Genomic DNA, 25,710 nt, shown 5'->3' with positions numbered 1-25,710 from the left:
GATCGCGTTACCATCAACCGCGATCCCCGGAAACGCCCATCTTGGGAAAAAATAAATGTTAAGTTACGCAATCTTTTCCGGGATCACCCTTGGCGGCATGTATGCACTTGTCGCCATGGGGCTGACCCTGCAATACGGTGTATCGCGCATCATGAACCTTGCCTATGGTGAGCTGGTGATTGTTGCATCCTTTATTGCCTTTGTTTTCATGACCGCCCTTGGGATCAATCCGATCCTTGGTCTTTTGATTATTATTCCCGCATCCTTTGTGCTGAACTGGGTCATCTATCGCATCCTGCTGACCCCGCTGGTCGCGCGCGCAAAGAACCGTGGCATGCTTGAAGTTGACAGCATTCTGGCCACCTTTGGCCTGCTGTTCATCGTTCAGGGTGTGTTGCTGGTCTGGTTTGGCGGCAATTATTACAGCTATGATTTTCTCAATAACGCGGTGAATGTCTTTGGGGCGACCATTGCGGCCAATCGTCTTGTTGCGCTTGGTTTTGCACTTGTCATCGGGCTTGGATTCTATCTGATCCTGACCCGGACACGTATCGGAACGGCACTGCGTGCGGTTGCAGTTGATCCGACATCGGCCCGCCTTGTTGCGATTGATGTCAATTTCGCATCCTGCTTTGCCTTTGCCCTTGGTGGCGCGATGGCAGCCGTTGGTGGCGTTCTGGTCAGCATGTTCCTGACATTTTCCACCTCGATGGGTGTTGTCTTTACCATGAAGGCACTGATCGTTGTCATCATGGGCGGGGTTGGCAATATACTGGGCGCATTGATTGCTGGCCTGATCCTTGGTGTCGCTGAAAGTCTGGTCGCGACCTATGTCGATCCGGGCCTGACCATTGCCGTGACCTATGTGATCTTCCTGCTGGTGCTGCTGATCAAGCCATCCGGCCTGTTCGGGAGGGCCACGTCATGAGCATCCTGAAACCTGATTTCATCAAGCCTGTCGCCATCGGGGCGGTCATCTTTGCAGCCCTTGCCTTCCTGCCAAGCCTTGTTGACAGCTACTATATGTCGCTTGCCATCAGTGTTGTCAGCTTTGCCGTTCTTGCAACCGCATGGTCGATGTTTTCCGGCCCGACGCGCTATATCTCGCTTGCGACTGTCGTGTTCTTTGGCATTGGTGCCTATACGGTGGCGGTCCTTGGCGAAGTATTGCCGTTCCCGATGGTGCTGATTTGTGCCGGGCTTGCCGGAACCGTGATTGCCCTTTTGGTTGGCTTTTCCACATTGCGTCTTGCAGGTGTGTATTTCGTGATCTTTACCTTTGGTTTGACCGAACTGGTGCGCCAGGTGGTCAGTTGGTACGAGGTCAATGTCACCCGCGAAATGGGGCGCTATGTCTTTTTGGACATCACCCAGAATGACATTTACTGGCAGTTGCTCGCCCTGTTTGCGGTGTTGCTTCTGACCGGATTTATTTTGGGGCGTTCGCGCCTTGGCTTTGCGTTGCGCATCATTGGCGAAGACGAAACCGTCGCCAAGCATTGCGGCATTGATGTCACCCGTGTGAAAGTCGCGCTGTTTGTCCTGTCTGCCCTTTTCATGACACTGACCGGTGCCATCATGGCCCCACGCTGGACCTATATCGATCCGGTGATTGCCTTTAACCCGATGCTGTCATTCCAGGTTGTCATCATGGCACTTCTGGGCGGGCCGCGTCGCTTGTTGGGGCCGCTTTTGGGTGTCATTCCGCTGACCCTTTTGTTTGAAGTGCTGACCGCAAACTTCCCGAACCATTTCAGTATCCTTTTGGGCTGCGTATTTATGGTGATTGTCTATCTTCTGCCTGGCGGGGTTGTTGGTCTGTATGAAAAGTATCGCGCCCCGAAAAAGCGCGCGCTTGCAACCGATCAAAACGCCAAATCAGGGGGGAACGCAGCATGAATACCGAAATCCTTCTGTCGATTTCAGGTCTGCACAAGGCCTTTGGCGGGTTGATTGCCGTCAATCAGATGCAGTTCGACGTCCATCGCGGCGAAATCCTTGGTCTGCTTGGCCCCAACGGATCGGGCAAGACCACAGTGATGAACCTGATTTCAGGTGCCCTTCAGGCCAATGAGGGCAAGGTTGTCATCAGTGGCAAGGACATCACCAATCTTCCGGCCCACAAGATCAGTCATTCCGGCATTGCACGCACCTTCCAACTGGTCCGCGTACTGCCCGATCTTGATTGCATTGAAAACATCGAAGCCGGTCTTGCCTATCGCACCAAACCGCTTTGGGGCGATGCTGCGCAAGCTGAGGCCCTTGCGTTGCTTGAACGCATCGGCCTTGCCAATCAGGCCCACACGCCCGCCGGGGATCTGACCTATATTGATCAGAAACGTCTGGAACTTGGTCGGGCATTGGCCCTGCAGCCAAAGCTTCTTTTGCTTGATGAATGGTTGGCTGGCCTCAACCCGTCAGAACTTCAGGACGGCATCACCCTTGTGCGCAAACTTAAGAACGAAGGGTTGACCATCATCATGGTTGAACATGTCATGGATGCCATTCGCAGCCTGTGTGATCGCTGTGTTGTGATGAATGCCGGGGCAAAGATCGCTGATGGCACGCCCGACGACGTTTTATCCGACCCCGAGGTTGTGCGCGCCTATCTGGGAGACAGTCATGCTTGATATCAAAAACCTGTCGGTTTCCTATGGCAAACACGCAGCTCTGCGCGGGGTTGATGTCCGCGTTGATCGCGGTGAAATTGTCGTCATGCTCGGCGCAAACGGGGCAGGTAAAAGCAGCCTGCTTAAGGCCTGTGCCGGTTTGGTTCCGGTCCATGACGACACGCAAATCAACCTGTCAGGCAGCAATTTGACCGCCCTTTCCGCCCATAAGATTGTCGAGGCGGGACTTGCCCTTGTCCCCGAAGGTCGCGGCATTTTTGGCGAGCTGACGGTACGCGAGAACCTTCAACTTGGTGCCTTTGCCAAACGCGCGCGGGTGGCTGAAAAACAAAACCTTGAAAGCGTGATTGATCTTTTCCCCAAACTGGCTGAACGTCTTGATCAGGCGGCGCGTACCATGAGTGGCGGCGAACAGCAGATGGTCGCAATTGGTCGTGCGTTGATGTCCAATCCCGATATTCTGCTGCTTGATGAGCCATCCCTTGGCTTGTCGCCCATCATGACCGGGGATTTGTTCAAGGCCCTTGCGGCCATTCGAAAAACCGGGGTTGGTGTGCTTCTGGTCGAACAGAACGCCCATCAGTCCCTTGCCATATCAGACTGGGGATATCTGATCGAAAACGGGTCTATTACCGGGCAGGATACTGCCAAGGCCCTGCAATCCGACCCTGCTGTGCAAAAGGCCTTCCTTGGTCTTGGGGCGGCATAACATGCAGCCTTTCGTCACCTCACAGCAGACCACGAGAAACTCAGGAGAAACGCCATGAACGATGCCAAACTGCTGATCGACAACCAGGACGTAAATGCGTCAAACAACCGCACGTTTGAACGCAAAAACCCGGTCACCGGTGAAACCGCCACGGTTGCCGCTGCTGCCAATGCAGCAGACGCCCGAAAGGCCGCAGACGCCGCAGCTGCAGCCTTTCCGGAATGGTCAAAAATGGGTCCGGGCGCGCGCCGTAAAATCCTGCTTGCGGCCGCAGACATCATGGAAGCCAAAGGCGATCAGTTCGGCCAGTTGGTTCTTGATGAAACCGGCAGCACGCGCATGTGGGGTGGTTTTAACGCCCATCTTGCCGCCAACATGCTGCGCGAAGCCGGTGGCATGACAACCCAGATACAGGGCGACATCATCCCGTCCGACACCCCCGGCCTGATGGCGATGGGCATTCGCCAGCCGGTTGGTGTGGTTTTGGGCATTGCGCCGTGGAACGCTCCGGTGATCCTTGGCACGCGTGCGATTGCCATGCCTCTTGCATGTGGTAACACCGTGGTCCTCAAGGCGTCCGAACTGTGCCCGGCACTGCATCGTCTGATCGGGGAATGCCTGGTAGAGGCCGGCGCCCCCGAAGGCGTTGTCAATGTTGTCACCAACGCCCCGGAAGATGCCCCGGAAATTGTTGAAACCCTGATTGCCCATCCGGCCGTACGTCGCATCAACTTTACCGGCTCAACCCGTGTGGGCCGTATCATCGCCAAGCTTGGTGCCGAACACCTGAAACCTGTTCTGCTTGAGCTGGGCGGCAAGGCACCGTTCCTTGTTCTTGATGATGCCGACCTTGATGAGGCCGTCAATGGTGCGGCCTTTGGTGCCTATATGAATCAGGGGCAGATTTGCATGTCGACCGAACGCCTGATCGTTGACAATGCCGTGGCCGACGATTTCGTCGCCAAGCTGGCGGCCAAGGCCAAGACATTGACCGCTGGTGATCCGGCCAAGGCAGAACACATCCTTGGCGGTGTTGTGAATGTCGAAGCGGTCAACCGTATCGAAGAACTTGTCGAAGATGCCGTATCCAAGGGCGCCAAACTGGTTGCCGGTTCCGGCAAGGCCAAGGACGGCGTTCTGATGGATGCGACCCTTCTTGACCACGTCACCCCGGCCATGAAGATCTATTCCGAAGAAAGCTTTGGCCCGATTTGTGTGGTTATCCGTGCCGGCGACGAAGACGAAGCTGTCCGCATCGCCAATGACAGCGAATATGGCCTGTCCTCAGCAGTCTTCTCAACCAACATTCCGCGTGCGATGGATGTCGCCAAACGCATCGAAAGCGGCATCTGCCACATCAATAGCCCAACGGTTCAGGATGAAGCCCAAATGCCGTTTGGGGGTGTAAAATCATCCGGTTATGGTCGGTTTGGCTCGCAGGCATCGATTGATGAATTCACCGAAATGCGCTGGATCACGGTTCAAAGCGGCAAACGCCACTATCCGTTCTAAGCCACATCACACGACTGGCCCGTGCGGAACACCGCCGGGCCTTTCCGCTAGGATGACATACGCAGGGGGGAAGCCTGATTTGTGAGAATTATTTCTTCATCAAATCAGGACCTGTGTGCAGGCCGTCAGACTGAAATATGTCTGACGGCCTGCTTCTTTTGGGGCGACACAGCCACCAAGCTCAGCCACGCAAAACAGCCTGAACCAGCACTTCAAGTGCACTGGAAAATTTCGAACGGTCTTTTTGGGTAAAGGCGGCATTGCGGCCCTGCTCGCCAGTGACTTCGCGCATGTGGGCGGCGATTTCACGGCCCGCCAGGGCATTGCCAATATTGGCCTCGGTAAATTCCTGCCCATTGGCCTTAAGCACCCTTGCGCCAATCTCAAGCCCCCGCGATGCCAATGGAATGTCATTGGTAATAATCACGTCACGCGCCCGCGCATTTTCGGCAATCCAGTCATCAGCCGCATCGGGTTCCGGCGGAACAATCACGATGCTGATCAATGGATTGGGCGACGGACGAATGCCACCGTTTGACACCAAAACCATCTCGATCCGGTGGCGCTCAGCCACACGTTCACATTCCACCTTTACCGGACAGGCATCGGCATCAACCAGCAAACGCGGACGGGTATTTTCAGTATTATCATTCATGGCGCGATCATCGCCGGGACAGATTGAAAGTCAAGATGTCATGATGCACGGGGCTGCACCATATTTGGTTTTGCATCGCGCATGACGATCAAAACCAAACTTCCGACAAAGGCAAAAGCGCACGCCATCAGAACCGTCGTCTGAAAATCAAATGCACTGGCAACAAGGCCGGTCAGAAGATTGCCAACAAGCCCGCCGACAAACAAGGTGCTGACATAGTAGCTGGTCGCGACACCGGGCTGCTCGGGTGCAAAGTTCTGCACAAACGTCATGCTGATCCCGGCAAAGATGCCATAGTAGATACCATCAAGCACCCCCAGCACCAACACATCGGAAAGCCGGGTCGCGTGATAGATCAGACCAAAGAATATCACACCCAAAATAGCGGCCAACAGCATACCTTTACGCTCGCCAATTCGTTTGATCAGCGATGCACAGAAATAGATCACAATGACCTCAACAAAGCATTTCACAGTCAAGGCAAATCCGGCCGAAGACGCCATCAACCCCAATTCTATTGAGAAATAAAGCGGCATGGCCGACAAGAAAACCACATTGGCAGCACCAATGAAAAACACCGGAACACAGGCCTGCAACAAGCCAATGTTCAGCGGCACCTTCTGGCCAACCTTCAGGCTATTGGGGTGATGGGTTTTAAAGCTTGCCGGGATGGTCAACAAACACACAACGAACCAGACCACCGCCAACCCGGCAATCACGTAATAGGTCAGCGCAAAGCCATAAACACCATAAAATGACAATGATGCAGCCGGACCAACCATCCAGCCAAGCGATGTCTGCATACGCAAAAAGCTATTGAATTTGATGACGTCACGATTGGTTTGTTCGGCAAACAACCGGCCGAACGAATACATCACGGAAAGCGCGCCCGATCCAATGCCAAGCAGGATCGACACGATACTGAGATATACCCAGTACACCTGAAACAGGCCGAGAATTATCATACCGGTGCCAAAGCACAGGATGCTGGTGATCAGCAAAAACTTGACCGGAACACCTCGGTCAATGGCACGCCCGAAACTGCGATTGACCAAAAGCGTTACGCAGACCTGAACCACCGCCACCAAGCTAAGCTTCCAGGGCGCCTGCCCCAATCCTTCGACTACATACAGCCCGGCCAATGGCGCTGCACTCGAGGTCGTAAACGCCCCAAAAAGAAGCAAGCCCAGAACCAGAAACGGATAGTGATCAAGCACAACAATAACTGGCGAGGTTCCCTTTCCCGCCCCGGAATGTTCTTGATTGATCGTATCTTCATCCATGACCAAGGCTTCCTTAACCGCAAGACGGACAATGTCGTAAACACACAGAAAGCTTCTACATGCGCAGCTTGAAATAGCGAATGCTTTCCGTGGCTTAGCGCGCAGTTGTCATAAATCCATCATGAACACAGACGAAGATTTACTTATCGGCAAAACAAAACCCCCACCCGCTTTCGCGGATGGGGGCTTCGTTAATACGGTGTCCTTCACAAGGAAGGACAAGCCGAATTAGGCAGCGGTCAGGTCATCAGCCGAAACGCGGCCCGAACGGGAGTCGGTACGCAGTTCGTAGTTGATTTTGTCGCCTTCCTGCGGGTGACCCATGCCAGCGCGTTCTACGGCGCTGATGTGCAGGAATACGTCATTTCCGCCTTCGTCCGGCTGAATGAAACCAAAACCTTTAGTTGCGTTGAACCATTTAACGGTACCAGTTGCCATCTTTAAATCTCCTATCGAGTATTGATTGGCGTTACGACACACCCCGCGTGGGTGCGCCTATAAGGGTTCGGAAAACAATCAGGCGCGTTCACGCTGCGACTGTTTTCCCGAAGAGTTGTTGCGACCCGCACCGCCTGGCTGCCCGCCAGATTGTGCGCCGCGTTGATTGCGATTGCGGTTTGCACCGCCGCGCTTGCCTTGCGGTTTGGCAGTCCGGGCGCCATTGCCCCCGTTACCATTCGCGCGGCGTTCCTCGGTGCTGCCCATAAAGGACAAACCGGAAGAAATTGAATTATCGCCCTTTGGCCGATCCCGGCGATTGCCGTTGGAATCAACCTTTTTGGCGGGACGTTTGCGACCGTCATTGTGGCTGGCGCCTGTTTCGCTGCCATTGCCACGACCATTCACAGGTTTGGACTTAAGTCCGCCCTTGTAACGGCTTTTGGATTTTTCCAATGCCGGGTTGGACGGTGCCGCAGAAACTGTATCGTTGCTTGCATTGACTGAACCTTCGCCGTTACGGCGCTGATTTGTCTTGCGGGCATCATCGCGATCACGGCGTGGCGCATTGCCACCACGTGCATCATTACGACCACCACGACCATTGCCATTGCCACGATTACCGCCTGCGCCACCACGACCAGCATTGCCGCGCGCCTGACCACCACCGTTGGAACGACGTCCACGGTTGGCTTCACGGGCCTCGGCAGATTCTGCTTCCTGAGCGGCCGCTGCCTTGGCATCACGGCGATCAATCACAGGGATCGACTGACGGGTGGTGCGTTCGATATCACGCAGCAGACCACGTTCTTCTTCGTCACAGAACGCAATCGCGGTTCCGCTTGCACCACCACGGGCCGTACGGCCAATACGGTGGACATAGCTTTCCGGAACGTTCGGAAGTTCGAAGTTCACAACGTGGCTGACACTATCGACATCAATACCGCGTGCGGCAATGTCGGTTGCGACCAGCACATTGATCTGACCATCCTTGAAGGCATTCAGGGCACGCTCGCGCTGATTCTGGCTTTTATTGCCATGAATTGCGGCGGCACTGATTTTGTTGGCTTCAAGATGGCGCGCAACACGATCCGCCCCACGCTTGGTGCGGGTAAAGACCAGTGTGCGTTTGAAAACTGGATTGTCCAGAAGCTCTGCCAGAAGCTGACGCTTGCGGGTGCGTTCGATCAGGTAGACCGACTGCTCGACACGCTCTTGCGTGGTGGCAACCGGCGTGACCGATACTTTCACCGGATCTGACAGCATATCGCCTGCCAACTGGCCGATCTGGCCAGGCATGGTGGCAGAGAAGAAAAGGTTCTGGCGATTGCGCGGCAACATTTTGATGATGCGCTTGATCGGCGGCAAGAAGCCAAGATCAAGCATATGGTCGGCCTCATCAAGGACAACAACATCAACATGTTTCAAGCTGAGCTTGCCGCTGTCGACATGGTCAAGCAAACGACCGGGAGTCGCGACAAGAACCTCGACACCGGGGTTGATTGCCTTGATCTGCGGGCCTGGCGCAACTCCCCCAACAACAACCGCAACGCGGGTATTGAGGAAACGGCCATAGGCACGGAAGCTGTCACCGATCTGTGCTGCGAGTTCGCGCGTCGGGGCCAGGACCAGCACACGGCAGGCACCTTTGGGCGTACGGCCTTCGGTTTTGGAAAGACGATCAAGAATCGGCAACGCGAATGCTGCCGTCTTGCCGGTACCGGTCTGAGCGATACCAAGCAGGTCCTTGCCTTCCAGCAGGGACGGGATGGACTGCGCCTGAATTGGGGTCGGCGCGTCATAGCCTTCTTGCGCAAGTGCGCGAAGGACCGGCTCGGCCAGGCCGAGTTCGGAAAACTGGGTCAAATAAGGGTAACTCGTAAATTGGAGGCTGCAGACAGCTGGGACTTCGCCCGGTAAAATATAGTAATCAGGTCTGCGCCTTGCAGTTCAGGAAGCATCCGCGTAGCTGGACACCTCAATGCGTTCTTACGTTAACCACTCAACAGTAGGGAACTTTCATTCCCTCTACGCTTCTGTAGCGGTCAAATATCAGCGACACCATGCGCAGAGTTTTATCAGCTTGTCAAACGGGTTATTTGTTAAAGCCCCGCGTTTAACGCAAACAAGCCCGGCAGAATTGCACGCCGGGCCATGTTCACATCATCAACATCAATACCCTTTGATCGATCAATATGCAGCACAGGGATTGGCCGCCGCACACGGATTATAGGCCGCACAAGGGTTGCTTGCCGCCGGTGCACAGGGTGACGCGCCACACGGCGATGCCCCCGCGCAGGGGTTATACGCAGCACAAGGATTACTGCTCATCGGGGCTGCTGCACATGGATTTGCCGCACAAGGATTTCCTGCACTGCACGGATTGTATCCGGCACCACACGGGTTGGCCCCACAAGGATTCCCCGACACGGCCGCGCAGGGATTCGCCGCGGCGCAGGGGTTGTAACCCGCGCCACATGGATTGGATGACACCGCCGCACAAGGATTCGCTGCGCCACATGGATTCGCTGCACATGGATTCGCTGCACATGGGTTCGCTGCGCAGGGGGTCGCCGCGCAGAGATTCGCTGCACATGGATTGGCAGCACAAGGATTGCTGCCTGCGGCGGGCTGCTTGGCCGGTGCCGGGTTGGCAATCGCGGGGATGTTTGCCGTATGGCTGTAATGGTCCAGCGCCACCGCGCCGCTCGCTGCCAAAAAGACCGCCCCAAACAGGATTGTATTTTTCTCACTCATTTCCGGAAACCATCCATTCCAAAGATCGGACGCAGGGCAATGCCAACCCAACTGCCTGCAAAGGCCAGGGCAAACCACAACCAGCCATGCACACTGCCTGATGCGATGCCGCTAAAGAACGCGCCGATGTTGCATCCAAATGCCAATCGCGCGCCATAGCCCATAAGCAACCCGCCAATCGCTGCGGCCAATAGGGACGCAACCGGCACGGATACCTTTGGCGCAAATTTGCCCGCAAGGGCGGCGGCAAAGGCTGCACCAATGACGATGCCGAAATTCATAACAGAGGTATTATCCTGCAAAACCGAGTTGCCCAGCGCATATGCCGGACCACCCCAGTTCCAGAATTCCCACGTTTCAACCGGGATACCGATCACTTGCGCGATCTTTGCGCCCCAAAGGCCAAAGCCAAACGTAATTGACCACGGATGTCCCGCGATCAAAAGCGTCGCGATGTTCAAGCCCGCCAACAGCAAGCCTGTCCAAACCAGCGGCCATGGGCCGTGGATAAATCGTGCGATCCCTGCACGCGGCGCGCTTGAGACAACTTCAAGCCCGCCATGAGCACGCTTTTCGACGAATATTGTCAGCAACGCCACCAACGCCAACCCGCCAAAGGTCACGACAAGACCGCCACTGATGCCAAATTCACGTCCAAGGCTCATTGGCGGCAGGCTTGGCAGTTCAAGCCACATGGGCAAATGCGCCGTACCGATTACTGCACCGATGATAAAGAACACCAGCGTCAACAGCATCCGCGCACTACCACCCCCAACGGTGAACAACGTGCCAGAGCCACAGCCCCCACCAAGCTGCATGCCAAGACCAAACAAAAAAGCACCGATCAGAACCGACATGCCAACCGGTGCAATCGCACCGGCAACCGCCCCACCCAACGGATTGCCAAGGGCCAGTATCGGAATGAATGCCGCAGCCGCAACGCCGATCATCAAAAGCTGTGCACGCAGGGCCCGCCCGCGCTTCTCAACCGAAAAACGCCGCCAGCCGCCGGTAAAACCGAACGAAGCATGATACAGCGCAATGCCAAGCACCCCGCCCAGCCCGTAAAGAACGGCCTGTTTAAGGTCAACAGCTTGTGAAATGGCGATGCCGACAACAACAAACAGGACGGCAGTAATCGCTGCTGGCCCTTTGTCGAAATTAAAACCCGGGCTTTCCGGGCGTGCTTTTAGGGTCGTTTCAGACATGGTGACGCTCTGTAACCTGAAATCAATTGCGGAAACGCGAACGGAACCGGTCGTGAGCCGGTTCCGTTCAAACTGTTCTGACTGACAAGATACCGTCAGGAAACCCGATTATTCAGGAATAACCATTTCACGGTTCGGATCAGCAGCCCATTCGGTCATGGAGCCATCATACATCGCGGTGTTCTTGTTGCCCATCACTTCGGACAGACCAAACCAGGCAACCGACGCCCAGTGACCGGTGTTGCAATAGGTGATTTCCTTGGCGTCCGTTGATACACCTGCATCAGCAACAAGCGTTTCAATCACGTCAGAGGCGACAAAGGCACCGTCCTGATCGTTGTAAAATTCAGACTGGGAGATGTTTTTTGCCCCCGGGATGGCACCCGGGCGGGCTACAACACCGCTTTTTGCCTTGCCAGTGAACTGCGATTCCGGACGGGCATCAATCAGCTCGACACCATTTTCACGCGCCTTGGCAACATCTTCTGCCGAGGCCACCAGCTCAGGGCGGAAGTTCGCGTTAAAGGCCACCGTGGTTGGTGCAACAGCATCCTGGGAAACAGACTTGCCCGCAGCATTCCATGCGCGTTGACCGCCATCGAGAATTGTGACCGCATCATGGCCAAGAACCTTGAAGGTCCAATACACACGGGTTGCCGACCCGAAGTCCGAACTGTTTTGGCCTGCCGGGACAACAACGACCTGCTTGTCATTGTCGATACCAAGCGACCCGATCCGTTTGGAGATCACATCAACCGGCGGCAGCATGCCAACAACATTGTCGACCTTTGCCCGCCAGCCAAACTTGCCATAGGGGGCATAAACCGCACCGGGAATGTGACCCGCCTCATAGGGGCTGCCATCTTTGGTCAGCGAACGAATGTCGACAACTACCAGCGACGGGTTATCAAGGTTTTCCTCGACCCAGTTGGCATCTACCAACGGCTTTTCTGTCAGGCGCTCGGCCTGTGCGACGCCACCTGCGAAGGTGAATGCGACTGCTGCAACAGCAGAAAGTACAAGAGAACGCATGGGGCTTGTCTCCAACATTAAACGTTATGAATTTGTACCCACTACTTAATCAAACACAAAAATTTGTCAATACTATCAAAACAACACTTATTTATTGTTTAATATGCGTAGGTGTATATTTTCGGCAAAAACGTCACGCCATTCCGTTAATGGGAAAATGTTTTAAGGGCGCAGGTTATTCAGATATCGCGCAAACTCGCGGGCAAATGAATCCTGGGTTTCCAGATTGCGCAAGGCGGGCGGGCGCGTAAGGAACCCGTGCAAGGCGGCAATAATAAATTCGGCAACAGCGGATGGTTCGACATCCGTGCGCACGGTTTTGTTAAATTGCGCCTTGCCGATGTGGGACGCCAATCCGCGGCGCCAGTAGCGATACACACCATCAATGCGTTTGCGCAGGTTTTCATCAAGTTCCCCCGCACCCGACGCAAGACGGGCAAGCGGACAGCCGCCTTCAAGCAGGCTTGGCGCATTCTCACCGCCAAGGCGGTCGACCTGTTCCATCAGGACGGGCAAGATATCATCGGCATCTTCAAGGTCATTAAGCCAAACTTCATCAACATAGCCCGGCAGGCATTCCTCAATCACCGCATTGACCAGTTTGGCCTTCCCGGAAAAGTGATGATACAGCGCCCCCTTGGTGGAACCGCTGTTCTCCAGGATGTTGTTAATTGATGCACCGCCAAACCCGGCACGCCGAATTTCACCAAAGGCGGCATCAAGAAGCTTTTGCCGGGTCGCATCAGGGTCACGCACCCTTTTGGGGACCAATGCGTTGTCGGAAACGCCCTCCAGCTCCATATGTTCGTCAACTTCGAGAACCGCGTCATCAGAAGGATCATCTGGACGCGAAATTCGCGAAAGAGCAGCCGAGAAACTAAAAGGTTCTTTTGACATGAAGCCGATCTAAATTGCTTTTGTTGTTTTGGGTCAGGCCCCATTCAAATCAATTTAATGAGTCCAGCCTCAAACAGGTTCCCCTCTTTTCAGACAAAGGTCAATCATACGACCAGCTAGGTCCGAAACCAGAGTTGCATTGGGCAACTTGGCTGCGCATCATGCAGCCCCTTGCAATTAAAGCCAAAGCGTACTCTATTGTTCGCAATGCCCTTGTGGGCCCAGCCCCAATTATCCGTCGGATCGCAGATGCAGCTTGATTCCATCGCCTTCGTTGCAGCCGAAACCAAAATCGCACAGGATGCGATGTATCGGCTAAAACACAGATACGGTCACATTGCCCCGGACAAGGCCGAAGTGATTGTCGCCCTTGGCGGGGATGGCTTCATGCTTGAAACCCTGCACCGCTACATGGGCCGCAAAGTGCCAATTTATGGCATGAACCGGGGCACTGTCGGGTTTCTGATGAACGAATTTCGCGAAATGAACCTGACCGATCGCATTGCCGAGGCCCAGACTGTCGAACTCCATCCCCTTCAGATGGAAGCCCATACCGTTTCGGGCGAAAGCCTGTGCGCGCTTGCCATTAACGAAGTGTCGCTATTGCGCGAAACCCGTCAGGCCGCCAAGCTGCGCATCAAGGTCGATGGCGTTGAACGCCTTGCCGAACTGGTCTGTGACGGCGCCCTTGTATGCACGCCAGCGGGTAGCACGGCCTATAACCTGTCCGCACATGGTCCGATCCTGCCGATGGGAAGCGGCCTTTTGGCCCTGACACCGATCAGCCCGTTTCGCCCCAGGCGTTGGCGCGGAGCACTTCTGCCCCATGGCGCCGAAGTCGTCTTTCAGATCGAAAACCCCGAAAAGCGCCCGGTTTCTGCCGTGGCCGACTATACCGAGGTTCGCGATGTTTCCCATGTGAAGATCCGCGAAGACCGCAGCATGAAGATCAAGCTGATGTTTGATCCGGAACACAATCTTGAAGAACGTATCCTCAAGGAACAATTTGTCGAATGACTACCGCCGCCCTTTCCCCATCAGAAGCCACCATCGAATGGTGCCGCAAACTTATTGCCCACCCGTCTGTCAGCATGACGCCAAATCTGGCCCTGATTGACGAGGTAAAAGCATTCCTTGACGGGCTGGGGTATGACACCCTTGTTGTGCGCGATCCTTCCGGGACAAAGGCCAATCTTTATGCATCAATCGGCCCGGCCGCGCATGGCGGTGTGATTCTGTCGGGTCATAGCGACGTGGTCCCGACAGAAGGTCAGGACTGGGCGTCTGATCCCTATGAGGTCGATATTCGCGACGACAGGCTGTATGGGCGCGGATCGTGCGACATGAAGGGATTTCTTGCCTGTCTTCTGGCCAAGGCTGAAACCTTCAAGAATGCGGATTTGCGTGTGCCGATCCATCTGGCGTTCACCTATGACGAGGAAGTCGGATGTCTTGGGGTGCCCAGTCTGGTCGAAGCCATAAAGAACCTGCCCCACAAACCGGCCATGTGCATTGTCGGTGAACCGACCGAAATGAAGGTCATCACCCAGCACAAGGGCAAGTTTTCTGCACGCGCACATTTCACCGGCCGATCGGGCCATTCATCGCTTCCGTCCGAAGGCGTGAATGCAGTCGAATTTGCATCCGAATTTGTCACCCACCTTCGCAAGCTTGGTCGTAAATGCCGTGATGAGGGCCCGCATGATGACGAGTTCGTGCCAAATCACACCACCTTCCACACAGGTGTTATCAAGGGCGGTACGCAGCTTAATATCATTCCGCAGGATTGTTTTGTCGATTTCGAGTTCCGCAATCTGCCCAATGATGACCGCGACGCCCTGAAAGCGCAGATTTACGATTATATCGAAAACACCCTTGTGCCCGAGATGCGCGAAAATTACGACGACGTCGGGGTCGAGATCGAAGTTATTTCCGATATGCCCGGCCTTGCCACCGGTGATGACGAAGAAGTCACCAAACTTGTTATGGCACTGACCGGCGCAAACACCACCGGCAAAGTCAGCTTCGGCACAGAAGCAGGCGTTTTTTCCGCCCTTGGCGATATCCCGACCGTCGTTTGCGGCCCGGGAAGCATCGAACAGGCCCACAAACCAGACGAGTTCATCGAACTGGATCAATTGGGCCGCTGCGAGGTGTTTCTTGATAAGCTTGTGGGCGTGTTGGTCAAGTAACCTCGTGGGCATCCCACCGCGCCAAACGTGGGGTTATGGGTAAAATTCTTGTGTTTCTCATTTTTCCTACTGGGAACATGAGAACACAGTTGATATCTAATCCATCCGCCCGGCCCTGTTTCGCGCCTCGATTGACGGGCCGGGCAATTCTTATGTGCAGATAACTTGAAAGCCAGACGAGATGAAAAGCTACGTTCTGACCGTTTCGTGTGACTCCCAGCGCGGGGTCGTTGCCGCCATTTCCACGTATTTGGCCGATCACGGTTGCAACATCACTGACAGTTCCCAGTTCGATGACCTGGAAACAGGTTTGTTTTTCATGCGCGTTGCATTCGTCAGCGAAGAAGGTGTTGATCAGGAAACCCTCATCAACGGGTTTGCAGCCCCGGCAGCCAAACATGGCATGACCTATGAAATTCGCGACAGTTCCGAGAAGATGAAAGTTCTTCTGATGGTGTCGCGCTTTGGCCACTGCCTGAACGATTTGCTCTATCGCTGGAAAATCGGTGCTTTGCCGATTGATATCGTCGGTGTTGTCTCCAACCACCTTGATTATCAGAAGGTTGTCGTCAATCACGACATCCCGTTCCACCACATTCGCGTGACCAAGGACAACAAACCCGAAGCAGAGCAAAAACTTCTTGATATTGTTGCGGATTATGACGTCGAACTGATTGTTCTGGCGCGCTACATGCAGGTCCTGTCAGACAGCCTGTGCAAGAAGATGAGCGGCAAAATAATCAACATCCACCATTCATTCCTGCCAAGTTTCAAGGGGGCCAACCCCTATCGCCAGGCCTATGAACGTGGCGTGAAACTGATCGGTGCGACCGCGCATTATGTCACCGCCGACCTTGATGAAGGCCCGATCATCGAACAGGACATTGCGCGCATCACCCATGCGCAGAATTCGGCGGATTATGTGTCAATTGGCCGCGACGTTGAAAGCCAGGTTCTGGCGCGCGCAGTTCACGCCCATATCCATCACCGTTCCTTCATCAACGGCAATCGCACGATTGTCTTCCCGCCAAGCCCGGGAAGCTACGCATCCGAACGGATGGGCTAACCCCACCGCACCTGCGATAACAAATACAAAACACCCCGGCCTTGATCAGACCGGGGTGTTTTCATTTCAGGGCAAGCACAACAACATTGCGCTTAACGCCAGTCTTTTACCGCACGTCGATCAACAGCCCGCGGTACGATGCCCCGTGCAGCATTGCCAATGCCATCCAAAACGTTGCTCGCGGCGATGTCACATTGCCGGGCATCCATGCGCTGAAAACGGGCCTCAAACACAGCAGCCCGGTCCGCAATGTCTTTGGGGTCAGATGGCCTTTCCTCACCCTTTATAAACGCATCGCGTTCCAGCCAATCAAGTGTCAGCGTCGTCAGGTTCAACCGCAGCACATCACCATCTTGTAAATACCCAATCCCGCCACCGGTAAAGGCTTCGGGCACCATATGACCAATACACGCCCCTTTGGTCACTCCGGAATACCGGCCATCGGTGATCAGCATTGACGATGCTTCAAGAATGCGGTGATGGCGCAGGTTCTGGGACGGGGAAAACATTTCGGGCATGCCATAGGCTTCCGGCCCCTGCCCGCCAATAACAAAGGCAAACGACAGATATCCGTCTTCAAGCAGCTTCTTGGGGTCTTTGATATCACCGGAATTGCCACCATTTCTCCGGACCACGGCTGCGATCAATTCCGGATCAACACCGTCTGTTTCCATCAAACGCGTGATCAAGTCCGGGGACGCAAAATCAGCATTACATACATGTTCGTTCTCGTAATACCGCACGATGAAGACATGATCATCAAAGTGCGACAGCAAATGATCGCTCATGCCCGATGTTTTTACCGCACAATTTTCAAAGAAACTGCCGGTTATTACATCCACGCCGGATCGGCTTCGCACCGGGGTTGCGCGAATAACCGATGCATCGCCAAGCGAGAGATCAACCGGGTTTTCAAGCCCTTCAATCCTCTCCACCCATGTTTTGCCAAGAACGGTCGGCGCATCCAGATCCATCGCCACACCCAGATCAGCCAGAATACGATAGATGCTTTCCATGCCACGGTTCTTGCCTTCGGCCATTTGTTGGGCCAGCACAAAGGTATCGCGGTTTTCCGTCAGGCTGTGGGCAAAGATTTCCGGAACCGGTGTTTTGGTGCGCACGTCCTGATAATCATCAATCGACACATCAAAACCGGCATATCGCATCATGAAGGGTAGATGCAGCAGCATATTGCTGCTTGACCCGGTGGCGTTGTGGATGCGTACGAAATTGGCAAAATTGGCCTTTAACAGATTGCCAATGGCATATTCCGGCTTGTTGAAGACACCAAACAGGGCATCAATCCCTGCGGCCACTGCCGCATAGGGCGGCACATCGGTCAAAAGCTCCAGCTCCGGCGGGGTCAAGCCAAAGGCCGCCAGCATTGTCCGTGATGAATTGCCCGTCCCGTTAAATGCGCAAATGCCGCCTTTTGAATCACAAGTTGCCGCAGCCAATTGATCCAGCACGCGACGTTCAAGACCATCATCAATAAGGCCCAGCAATCTGGCGCGTTCAAGCAACCCTGCAAAGGCCTCGTCGGAGGTGCATTGCAGGATATAGCGCATGTTCTCGCGAATATCCGCCCCCAGATCATCATGCCCGGCCTGATCGGCATCCCGCGCAATTTGTTCGAGCAGACGTTTCGTACCTTCGGGAATTTCACCCCCCTTAAGCACATGCGACGGGGCAAACACAGCCCAGACCGGTGCCTGATCACCGCGATAGGCGCGCGCATGATCAGCAGCCGCCAGTCCGGCAACCACCGCAGCGGGGGACTTGTCACATCCGGCAATAACATATGCCGCGTGATAGCTGTGCCCCTCAAAGGTGATATTCACTGCGGCAGCTGTGTGATTGCGCGATGCCAGCGAATAGCTTTGCCCGATATTGTTTTGTGCCGTGCCATCGCAAATGACCGGAACATGAAACAAAAACGGCACCCCGCCCATTTCCCAAATACGAAGTGCTGCCATCAGCGCCTGCGGCCGATCCAGAAGATGGGCCGGGTGATCCGGCGCACCGCCAATGATCGCTATGCGTGGACGGTTTTCGACCAAACGCCTGACAACGTCCTTTACTTCGGGAACCAAAAAATGACGATCTCGCGCGACCGTCGGGTTTTCATTTACTGCATCGCGCAGCAAATGGACCACCGTGATCGGCTGATTGGCAAGTCCCTGAATACAATCACGATAAGGGTTGGCTTTTTCATCAATGATGATGGTGGTTTCAGGCAGGTTGGTGGGCGACATATTATTGGCACTCAATTCATGGGGTCAGCATCGGTATCAGGGCGGCGCTTGTCAGAACAGGCAGACCTAATCTGACAGACTGGCAGTCATCAGACAATTCCGCCATCGACAATGAAGTTCTGCGACGAACAGGCCGATGACACATCAGATGACAAAAACAGCACCATCTGGGCAACGTCATCCCCGACCAGACGCCGTTTGACGCATTGTTCGCCCTGAATGCGTTCTTCATCGGCGGGCGAAATCCACAGATCAAGCTGACGCTGGGTCATGATACAGCCCGGCGTAACCGCATTCACCCGAATACCGTCCTGCCCCCAGTCCCGCGCAAGCGCACGGGTCAGACCGATAATCCCCGCTTTGGCCGTTTCATACGTCACCAGGTCCGGCAGTCCCATCATATAACTTACTGAACTGAAATTAATGATGCTGCCGGCTCTTTTTTCTTTCATGCCTTCGGCAACGGCCTGGGCACAAAAGAAATGGTGGCTCAGGTTCACATCCAGGCCATCGCGCCATTGTTGGGGCCCGATTTCCTCAGGAGTATGGCGGTCATCACGTGCGGCATTGTTTACCAGAACGTCAATGGCACCGATGGTGGCCGAAATTTCGTGAACGGCACCGGGAATTTCCGATTGTTTGCGCAGATCCAGCGACTTGTACACCGGCGCAACCCCATGACTGTCGCGAATGGAATCGATCAGTTTTTGCGCCGCAGCGTCATCGATATCAAAAAAACCGACATGGGCCCCCTGCGCGCAAAAGGCACGCACAATAGATGCACCAATCCCGGATGCACCACCGGTCACAAGAACGGATTTCCCGTCAAGGTCGTGATAAGTCGCTGTCATAACGTTCCCTGTCATTTCTTTGTCTTATTTTTCAGCACCAAATTAAATGCTGCAGCGCACCAACCGAAAACATCTCAAAACAGCGAAAATCACAGCGATTTAGAGTAGATTGACGGTGTAGAACGCATTTTTTAATTCGCCTACTAAAAAAAATTTGACAGGACGCCTTCTTCACGTCAACATTTTTTCGACAACAAAAATAAATGTCATCTCAAGACACAACTCATTCAGGGAAGAAACCTATGAAAAAACTCCTATCCACGGCCATGTTGGCCGGTACCGTTCTGCTGTCTGCAAATGCCTTTGCTGCTGATCTGACTGTTGGCGTCAGCTGGTCGAACTTCCAGGAAGAACGCTGGAAAACCGATGAAGCCGCCATCAAGGCAGCACTTGACGCTGCTGGCGCGGAATACATCAGCGCCGACGCACAGAGCAACCCATCCAAACAGCTTTCTGACATCGAAAGCCTGATTGCACGCGGTGCTGACGCATTGATCGTTCTGGCACAGGATTCGGCTTCTATCGGCCCGGCGGTTGGCCTTGCCCTTAACGAAGGCATTCCGGTGGTTGGTTATGACCGCCTGATCGAAGACCCGAACGCTTATTACATCACGTTCAACAACAAGGAAGTCGGTCGACTTCAGGCAGAGGCCGTTTTTGCCAAACAGCCAAAAGGCAACTATGTCTTCATCAAGGGCGCACCGACCGATCCCAATGCAAACATCCTGCATGAAGGCCAGTTGGAAATCCTTCAGGCTGCAATCGACTCTGGCGACATCAACGTCGTTGGCGAAGCTTATACCGATAGCTGGCAGCCTGCCATCGCACAGCGCAATATGGAACAGTTCCTGACCGCTGCTGATAACAAGGTTGATGCGGTTGTCGCATCGAATGACGGCACGGCTGGCGGTGTTGTTGCCGCCCTTTCCGCTCAGGGCATGCAGGGCATTCCGGTATCGGGTCAGGATGGTGACCACGCCGCATTGAACCGTGTCGCACTTGGCACCCAGACGGTTTCGGTCTGGAAAGATGCCCGTCTTCTGGGACAACGCGCAGCCGAGATCGCTGTTGAACTGGCAAACGGCACCGCGCTTGATGATGTCGGCGGCACGCAGGATTGGGAAAGCCCGAACGGCGTAACCATGAAGTCCTTCTTCCTCGACCCGGTCGCAATCACCCAGGACAAGCTTGATCTTGTGATTGATGCGGGTTGGGTTTCGAAAGACGTTGTCTGTCAGGGCGTGACGAACAGCAAGGTTAGTGCCTGTAACTAAGGCATTTTCTGCTTTCTCCGACCTTGCTTAACCCGGGGCCGACTGCAACACCCGTATTGCACAGATGTTTGCATGTCGGCCCCGCTGCCTTATGAGCTTTTTCATGTCACGACTGCTTTCGAAAATGGAAGTCGACCGCCGACTGGTTGGCCTTGCCGTTGTCCTGCTGATCATTTGGGTCGGCTTTGATATTGCCTCTGGTGGACGGTTTATCACGCCGCGCAACATCTTTAACCTGTCGGTTCAGACCGCCTCTGTCGCTGTTATGGCGTGCGGCATGGTTCTGATCATTGTGACACGTCACATCGACTTGTCTGTGGGCGCAATTCTTGGCGTTCTGGCAATGCTGATGGGGGTTGTTCAAACCGACCTGCTGCCGCAGTTCCTTGATTACAATCACCCGATGACCTGGATACTTACCCTGCTCGCGGGCATCGTGATCGGCGCTGTCATCGGCGGAATACAGGGGGCCGCGGTTGGTTATCTTGGTGTCCCCGCATTTATTGTCACGCTGGGCGGGCTTTTGGTCTGGCGCGGCGCGGCATGGTGGGTGACACAGGGACGCACTGTCGCCCCGCTTGATCACAACTTTATCCTTCTGGGCGGTGGAATCGAAGGCACAATTGGCGCCACATGGAGCTGGATCGTTGCTTTGATTGCCATTGTCGCGATCATCTATGCCGCCATCATGGACCGTCGCCGTCGCCTGTCGTTCGAATTCCCGGTCAAACCGGTCTGGGCAGAATATACCAACACCATCATCAAGGCCGGTTTGGTGTTGATCGCAATCGCGACACTTAACGCCTATCACCTGCCAACGCGGGCGGCTGAACGCCTGCTTGAAAACAAGGGCATTCCAGTCACCCCTGAGAACCTTGAAATTTCGCACGGCATTCCGATTCCGCTTCTGATTGTGGCTTTGGTTGCGATTGTTCTGACCATTGTTGTCAAACGCACCCGGTTTGGTCGCTATGTCTTTGCCATTGGTGGCAATCCGCAAGCAGCCGAACTGGCCGGCATCAACGTCAAACGCATGACGGTTGCCGTTTTTGCCCTGATGGGGGTTCTGTGCGCCATCAGTGCTGCGATTTCATCAGCCCGCCTGCAATCTGCGGGCAATGATCTGGGCACACTTGATGAATTGCGCGTGATTGCCGCAGTTGTCATTGGCGGAACGTCGCTTGCAGGGGGTGTTGGCACGATATACGGGGCACTTATTGGTGCACTTGTGATGCAAAGCCTTCAAAGTGGCATGGCGCTGCTCGGCGTTGATACATCCTTGCAAAGCATCGTTATCGGACTGGTTCTTGTTCTGGCCGTCTTTAGCGACAAGTATTTCCACCGTCGTTACAGCGACCCGACCGCGTAAGGAGACCGGACATGACTGATCCCAACATGACGAAAAACCCGCTGGTCGAAATGCGCGACATCCATATCAGCTTTGGCGGGGTGAAGGCAGTCGATGGCGTATCAATCGATCTGTATCCCGGCGAAGTGGTTGGCGTTCTGGGCCACAACGGTGCAGGCAAATCGACCCTGATCAAGATTCTTTCGGGCGCCTATCAGGCCGATAGCGGTCAGATCGTTGTCGATGGCAAGGATGCCAATATCGAAAATGCGCGTGATGCACGCGACAATAATATCGAAACGATCTATCAGAACCTTGCCCTTGCCGATAACCTTGATGCGGCCCAGAACCTGTTTCTGGGTCGTGAAGTCACCGACAAGTTTGGCTTTCTTGATGATGCCGCAATGGAACATAAGGCGCGTGAAGTTCTTCACCGCCTGAATCCGAACTTCAAAAAGTTCACATCCCCCGTTTCGGCATTGTCCGGCGGCCAGCGCCAATCGGTTGCCATTGCGCGTGCTCTGTTGTTTGAAGCACGCGTCCTGATCATGGATGAACCCTGTGCCGCACTGGGTGTGCACGAAACCAAAATGGTCGGGGAACTGATTGATCAGCTAAAACGCGACGGTTTGGGTATTTTGTTGATCAGCCACGATCTTCATGATGTGTTTGATCTTTCTGATCGTTTGCATGTGATGAAAAATGGCAAACTGGTCGGCAGCGTTCGAACCGAAGACGTCACACATGACGACGTGCTTGGCATGATCATTCTGGGCAAAATGCCCGAACATCTTTTACATTTGGCAGGCCCCGGTGCGACCAATGCGCCAACCGCTCCGGAAGATGCAACCAACAGCGAGACAAGCGAGACCCCCTCATGACCAACGGCTTTCCAAGCGACATCCATGACATTCTGCCTAATGACAGCAATCGCGCCGTTCTGATCGGCCGGATCTGGGACCCACGGGTATCAGGCCCGACCCCGGTTCTGGTCGATGGTGAAAATCTGCGCGACATCAGCCCACTGGCCCCGACAGTCAGCCAGCTTCTTGAACGCAATGATCTGGTCGCACAACTGTCTAAACCCAGCCGTTTCTCAACGATTTGCCAGCTTGGTGATATCCTTGAACAGTCACGCCCCGGTGCAGACCATAGCACCCCGCACCTTTTAAGCCCCAATGACCTTCAGGCGATCAAGGCAAGTGGTGTGACCTTTGTCGCCAGCCTGCTGGAACGTGTGATCGAAGAACAGGCACGTGGGGACGCATCAAAGGCAGATCAAATCCGCGCCGAAATCACCGGCATTATTGGCGATGATCTGTCACAAATCGAACCCGGATCGCAAAAAGCCGCCGACATCAAAGAAATCCTGATCGAAAAAGGCGCATGGTCGCAATATCTTGAAGTCGGTATCGGCCCGGATGCAGAGATTTTCACAAAATCACCGGTGATGTCGGCCATGGGTCACGGCGCCCATGTTGGCCTGCACCCGATTTCAAACTGGAACAATCCGGAACCCGAAGTGGTTCTTGCCGCAACCTCCAAAGGCAAGATTGTCGGCGCGACCCTTGGCAATGATGTCAATCTGCGTGACGTCGAAGGTCGTTCTGCACTGTTGCTTGGCAAGGCAAAAGACAACAACGGATCCTGCGCAATCGGGCCCTTCATCCGCCTGTTTGATGATCATTTCACGCTGGAAACAGTCAAATCGGCCGATATCGCCATGGCCGTTGACGGGCCTGATGGCTATCACCTTGATGCGGTAAGCTCGATGAGCCAAATCAGCCGCACTCCTGAAAGTCTGGTAAGCCAGGCCATTGGCAAACACCACCAGTATCCTGATGGCCTTATGCTATTTTTGGGCACCATGTTTGCCCCGACCGATGATCGCGGCGGTGCGGGCAAGGGCTTCACCCATGAGATGGGCGACCTTGTGACCATCTCAACACCAACCCTTGGCAAACTGGTTAATCAGGTTGACCGGTCTGATGTGATCAATCCATGGCAGTTTGGCATTACCGCCCTTATGACCAACCTTGCTGCACGCGGGCTTCTGTAAATCGCGCGCAGGCGCGGTGTGCTATCGACTTGCCAAGCCGGGAAAAAAAATGCCCATATCAACAAGGCGGCCTCACCGCCGCCTTGTTCATCCCAAAGGATATAAACCAACTTCATGAGCCGCCGCACCGACAGCGAAACCCCACGCCAGCCCTCACAGATTGCTATTCTGCGTTATTTGCGCGTCCATGGCCCTGCCGCGCGTATTGATATTGGCACGGCCACCGGCCTCAGCCCGGCAACCGTCACCTCGCTTACCTCAGACCTGATGTCACAGGGACTGGTTCAGGAAAGCCAAGGCATCAATGGAAATGCCAACGCAAGCCAGGGCACCACACGCGGACGCCCAAAAGTTCTGTTGGACCTTGTCCCCAATGCGGCCTGCGTCATAGGGGTAAAGATCACCATCAACCTGATTGAAATTGCGCTTGGCAACTTCAAGGGCGAAATTGAATGCAGCTCCGAACATTGCATCAATACCCGTGACCTTGATGAAGGCGAACTTGTCGCGACTCTGATCAGCTTGATCGAAGATTTCATTGCCGAGCACAAGGGTTTCTCCACCCATCCACCGGTTGGCATCAGCATCGCTGTACAAGGTGTGACCGACAGCAACAGTGGCGAAATTATCTGGTCACCGGCGCTGCGCCACCGCAACATCGCGCTGAACAAGGCACTTGGCGAACGGTTTGGCGGCATTGTTCAGATGTCAAATGATGCCAACTGTATTGCCACGGCCATTTCGCAAAATACCAATCTGCATCTCGGCGGTGATTTTGCCGTGATCATGCTGGGCTATGGCATCGGCATGGGACTGGTACTGAATGGTAATGTCTATAATGGTGATTTCGGAACCGCCGCCGAATTTGGTCACATGAAGTACCAACCCGATGGGCCTCTATGCAATTGCGGACGACGCGGTTGTCTTGAAGCCTATATCGGCGATTATGCCATTTTGCGCGATGCCCGTGGCCTGATGGACCTGCCCGATGCCAACAGCCTGCATCCCAGCGAAGATCAGATGATGGATCTTGTCGCGCGCGCCCGCGATGGAGATACCGGCCTTACGGATCTGTTTAAACACGCTGGCAAGGTTCTGGGATATGGCATTGCCAATCTGATCGCCCTTCTGGGCCCAAAGCAGATTTTCATCACCGGTTCTGGTGCACGCGCCTATGACATGATGGAACCTGAACTGAAACGCGGCCTTGCAGATGCCCAGGTTCCGGAACTTAGCCGCGGCCCTGAAATCACCCATCTGGCGTGGGATAAGGACCTTGCGCTTCAAGGTGCGATTGGTCAAAGCCTGCTGCGCCATGATGAAAATATGTTCAAGGCCACCACCTCGTAACCTGCATCTACCGCCACTCCACCCAACGCAAAAAGCCGCCCCAAAGGACGGCTTTTCGTTTTCATGCAGATGCTGTGTCGCGCTGCAATCAGGCGATATCAGCAGGCAGAACATCCGTCGGGATGTTCTGATAGCATACCGGACGCAGGAAGCGGCGGATGGCCATCGTGCCGACCGAAGTCGCACCAAAGTTC

22 protein-coding genes are annotated in these 25,710 nt (G+C 54.6%); 13 read left to right on the top strand and 9 right to left on the bottom strand.

Annotation, left to right across the window (positions count from 1 at the left end; translation table 11 throughout):
- Positions 1-55: 55 nt before the first annotated feature.
- From JF44_RS0112555 to JF44_RS0112535, 5 genes are read left to right on the top strand one after another with little or no spacing between them, the layout of a single operon-like run.
- Positions 56-928: a branched-chain amino acid ABC transporter permease gene (locus tag JF44_RS0112555; RefSeq protein ID WP_033069349.1), complete on the top strand. Its 873-nt coding sequence runs from the start codon at positions 56-58 to the stop codon at positions 926-928.
- Positions 925-1,899: a branched-chain amino acid ABC transporter permease gene (locus JF44_RS0112550; RefSeq protein WP_033069348.1), complete on the top strand. Its 975-nt coding sequence runs from the start codon at positions 925-927 to the stop codon at positions 1,897-1,899. Before JF44_RS0112555 ends, JF44_RS0112550 begins: the two co-directional genes overlap by 4 nt.
- Positions 1,896-2,630, top strand: coding sequence for an ABC transporter ATP-binding protein (locus JF44_RS0112545; RefSeq protein ID WP_033069347.1), 735 nt, complete (start codon positions 1,896-1,898; stop codon positions 2,628-2,630). Before JF44_RS0112550 ends, JF44_RS0112545 begins: the two co-directional genes overlap by 4 nt.
- Positions 2,623-3,339, top strand: a complete 717-nt coding sequence (locus JF44_RS0112540; protein ID WP_033069346.1) for an ABC transporter ATP-binding protein — start codon at positions 2,623-2,625, stop codon at positions 3,337-3,339. Before JF44_RS0112545 ends, JF44_RS0112540 begins: the two co-directional genes overlap by 8 nt.
- A gap of 54 nt (positions 3,340-3,393) precedes the next feature.
- On the top strand, positions 3,394-4,851 hold the full coding sequence (locus JF44_RS0112535; RefSeq protein WP_033069345.1) for an aldehyde dehydrogenase: 1,458 nt from the start codon (positions 3,394-3,396) through the stop codon (positions 4,849-4,851).
- Positions 4,852-5,032: 181 nt separating this feature from the next.
- Here JF44_RS0112535 and JF44_RS0112530 read toward each other — a convergent pair whose 3' ends face one another.
- From JF44_RS0112530 to JF44_RS0112495, 7 genes are all read right to left on the bottom strand, one after another.
- The gene (locus JF44_RS0112530) at positions 5,033-5,506 is read right to left on the bottom strand and encodes a YaiI/YqxD family protein (protein ID WP_033069344.1); all 474 of its coding nucleotides are present in this window, start codon (positions 5,504-5,506) and stop codon (positions 5,033-5,035) included.
- A 38-nt stretch (positions 5,507-5,544) separates the two neighbouring features.
- Positions 5,545-6,789: an MFS transporter gene (locus tag JF44_RS0112525; protein ID WP_052065855.1), complete on the bottom strand. Its 1,245-nt coding sequence runs from the start codon at positions 6,787-6,789 to the stop codon at positions 5,545-5,547.
- A gap of 228 nt (positions 6,790-7,017) precedes the next feature.
- Positions 7,018-7,227, bottom strand: a complete 210-nt coding sequence (locus JF44_RS0112520) for a cold-shock protein (RefSeq protein WP_008892034.1) — start codon at positions 7,225-7,227, stop codon at positions 7,018-7,020.
- 78 nt (positions 7,228-7,305) lie between these two features.
- On the bottom strand, positions 7,306-9,093 hold the full coding sequence (locus JF44_RS0112515; RefSeq protein ID WP_033069343.1) for a DEAD/DEAH box helicase: 1,788 nt from the start codon (positions 9,091-9,093) through the stop codon (positions 7,306-7,308).
- An 887-nt stretch (positions 9,094-9,980) separates the two neighbouring features.
- Positions 9,981-11,192, bottom strand: a complete 1,212-nt coding sequence (locus JF44_RS0112505) for a YeeE/YedE family protein (protein ID WP_033069342.1) — start codon at positions 11,190-11,192, stop codon at positions 9,981-9,983.
- Positions 11,193-11,300: 108 nt separating this feature from the next.
- Entirely contained in the window at positions 11,301-12,224 is a 924-nt protein-coding gene (locus tag JF44_RS0112500; protein ID WP_033069433.1) for a sulfurtransferase, read from the bottom strand.
- 162 nt (positions 12,225-12,386) lie between these two features.
- Positions 12,387-13,121: a TetR/AcrR family transcriptional regulator gene (locus JF44_RS0112495; RefSeq protein ID WP_033069341.1), complete on the bottom strand. Its 735-nt coding sequence runs from the start codon at positions 13,119-13,121 to the stop codon at positions 12,387-12,389.
- Positions 13,122-13,370: 249 nt separating this feature from the next.
- Between JF44_RS0112495 and JF44_RS0112490 the strand changes: the two genes are divergently transcribed.
- The 3 genes from JF44_RS0112490 to purU all read left to right on the top strand — a co-directional run bounded on the left by JF44_RS0112490 (position 13,371) and on the right by purU (position 16,379).
- Positions 13,371-14,138, top strand: coding sequence for an NAD kinase (locus tag JF44_RS0112490; RefSeq protein ID WP_033069340.1), 768 nt, complete (start codon positions 13,371-13,373; stop codon positions 14,136-14,138).
- Positions 14,135-15,313 (top strand): acetylornithine deacetylase, encoded by a 1,179-nt coding sequence (argE, locus tag JF44_RS0112485; protein ID WP_052065849.1) that lies wholly within the window; start codon positions 14,135-14,137, stop codon positions 15,311-15,313. The genes JF44_RS0112490 and argE overlap by 4 nt, the downstream gene beginning before the upstream one ends.
- Before the next feature lie 181 nt (positions 15,314-15,494).
- Positions 15,495-16,379: a formyltetrahydrofolate deformylase gene (purU, locus tag JF44_RS0112480; protein WP_033069339.1), complete on the top strand. Its 885-nt coding sequence runs from the start codon at positions 15,495-15,497 to the stop codon at positions 16,377-16,379.
- A gap of 92 nt (positions 16,380-16,471) precedes the next feature.
- Here the strand turns inward: purU and JF44_RS0112475 are convergent, their stop codons facing one another.
- Entirely contained in the window at positions 16,472-18,634 is a 2,163-nt protein-coding gene (locus JF44_RS0112475; RefSeq protein ID WP_052065848.1) for a dihydroxy-acid dehydratase domain-containing protein, read from the bottom strand.
- A gap of 89 nt (positions 18,635-18,723) precedes the next feature.
- Positions 18,724-19,485 (bottom strand): SDR family NAD(P)-dependent oxidoreductase, encoded by a 762-nt coding sequence (locus tag JF44_RS0112470; RefSeq protein WP_033069430.1) that lies wholly within the window; start codon positions 19,483-19,485, stop codon positions 18,724-18,726.
- Positions 19,486-19,727: 242 nt separating this feature from the next.
- On the opposite strand from JF44_RS0112470, the gene xylF reads away from it, so the two are divergent.
- The 5 genes from xylF (at position 19,728) to JF44_RS0112445 (ending at position 25,516) form a co-directional block, all read left to right on the top strand.
- Positions 19,728-20,759 carry a D-xylose ABC transporter substrate-binding protein gene (gene xylF / locus JF44_RS0112465; protein WP_033069338.1) on the top strand — a complete coding sequence of 344 codons (1,032 nt, stop codon included), beginning with the start codon at positions 19,728-19,730 and terminating at the stop codon, positions 20,757-20,759.
- A 103-nt stretch (positions 20,760-20,862) separates the two neighbouring features.
- The gene (locus JF44_RS0112460) at positions 20,863-22,128 is read left to right on the top strand and encodes a sugar ABC transporter permease (RefSeq protein WP_238318440.1); all 1,266 of its coding nucleotides are present in this window, start codon (positions 20,863-20,865) and stop codon (positions 22,126-22,128) included.
- 11 nt (positions 22,129-22,139) lie between these two features.
- Entirely contained in the window at positions 22,140-22,988 is an 849-nt protein-coding gene (locus JF44_RS0112455) for an ATP-binding cassette domain-containing protein (protein ID WP_202901509.1), read from the top strand.
- Positions 22,985-24,166, top strand: a complete 1,182-nt coding sequence (locus JF44_RS0112450; protein WP_033069337.1) for a fumarylacetoacetate hydrolase family protein — start codon at positions 22,985-22,987, stop codon at positions 24,164-24,166. Before JF44_RS0112455 ends, JF44_RS0112450 begins: the two co-directional genes overlap by 4 nt.
- A 114-nt stretch (positions 24,167-24,280) precedes the next feature.
- Positions 24,281-25,516 (top strand): ROK family transcriptional regulator, encoded by a 1,236-nt coding sequence (locus JF44_RS0112445; protein ID WP_033069336.1) that lies wholly within the window; start codon positions 24,281-24,283, stop codon positions 25,514-25,516.
- The last annotated feature ends 194 nt before the right edge of the window (positions 25,517-25,710 follow it).

This window comes from Thalassospira australica (assembly GCF_000763295.1).
Classification (GTDB): Bacteria; Pseudomonadota; Alphaproteobacteria; order Rhodospirillales; family Thalassospiraceae; genus Thalassospira; species Thalassospira australica.
Note: the sequence above shows the minus strand (reverse complement) of the source record. Positions and strands in the feature narration are given on the sequence as shown.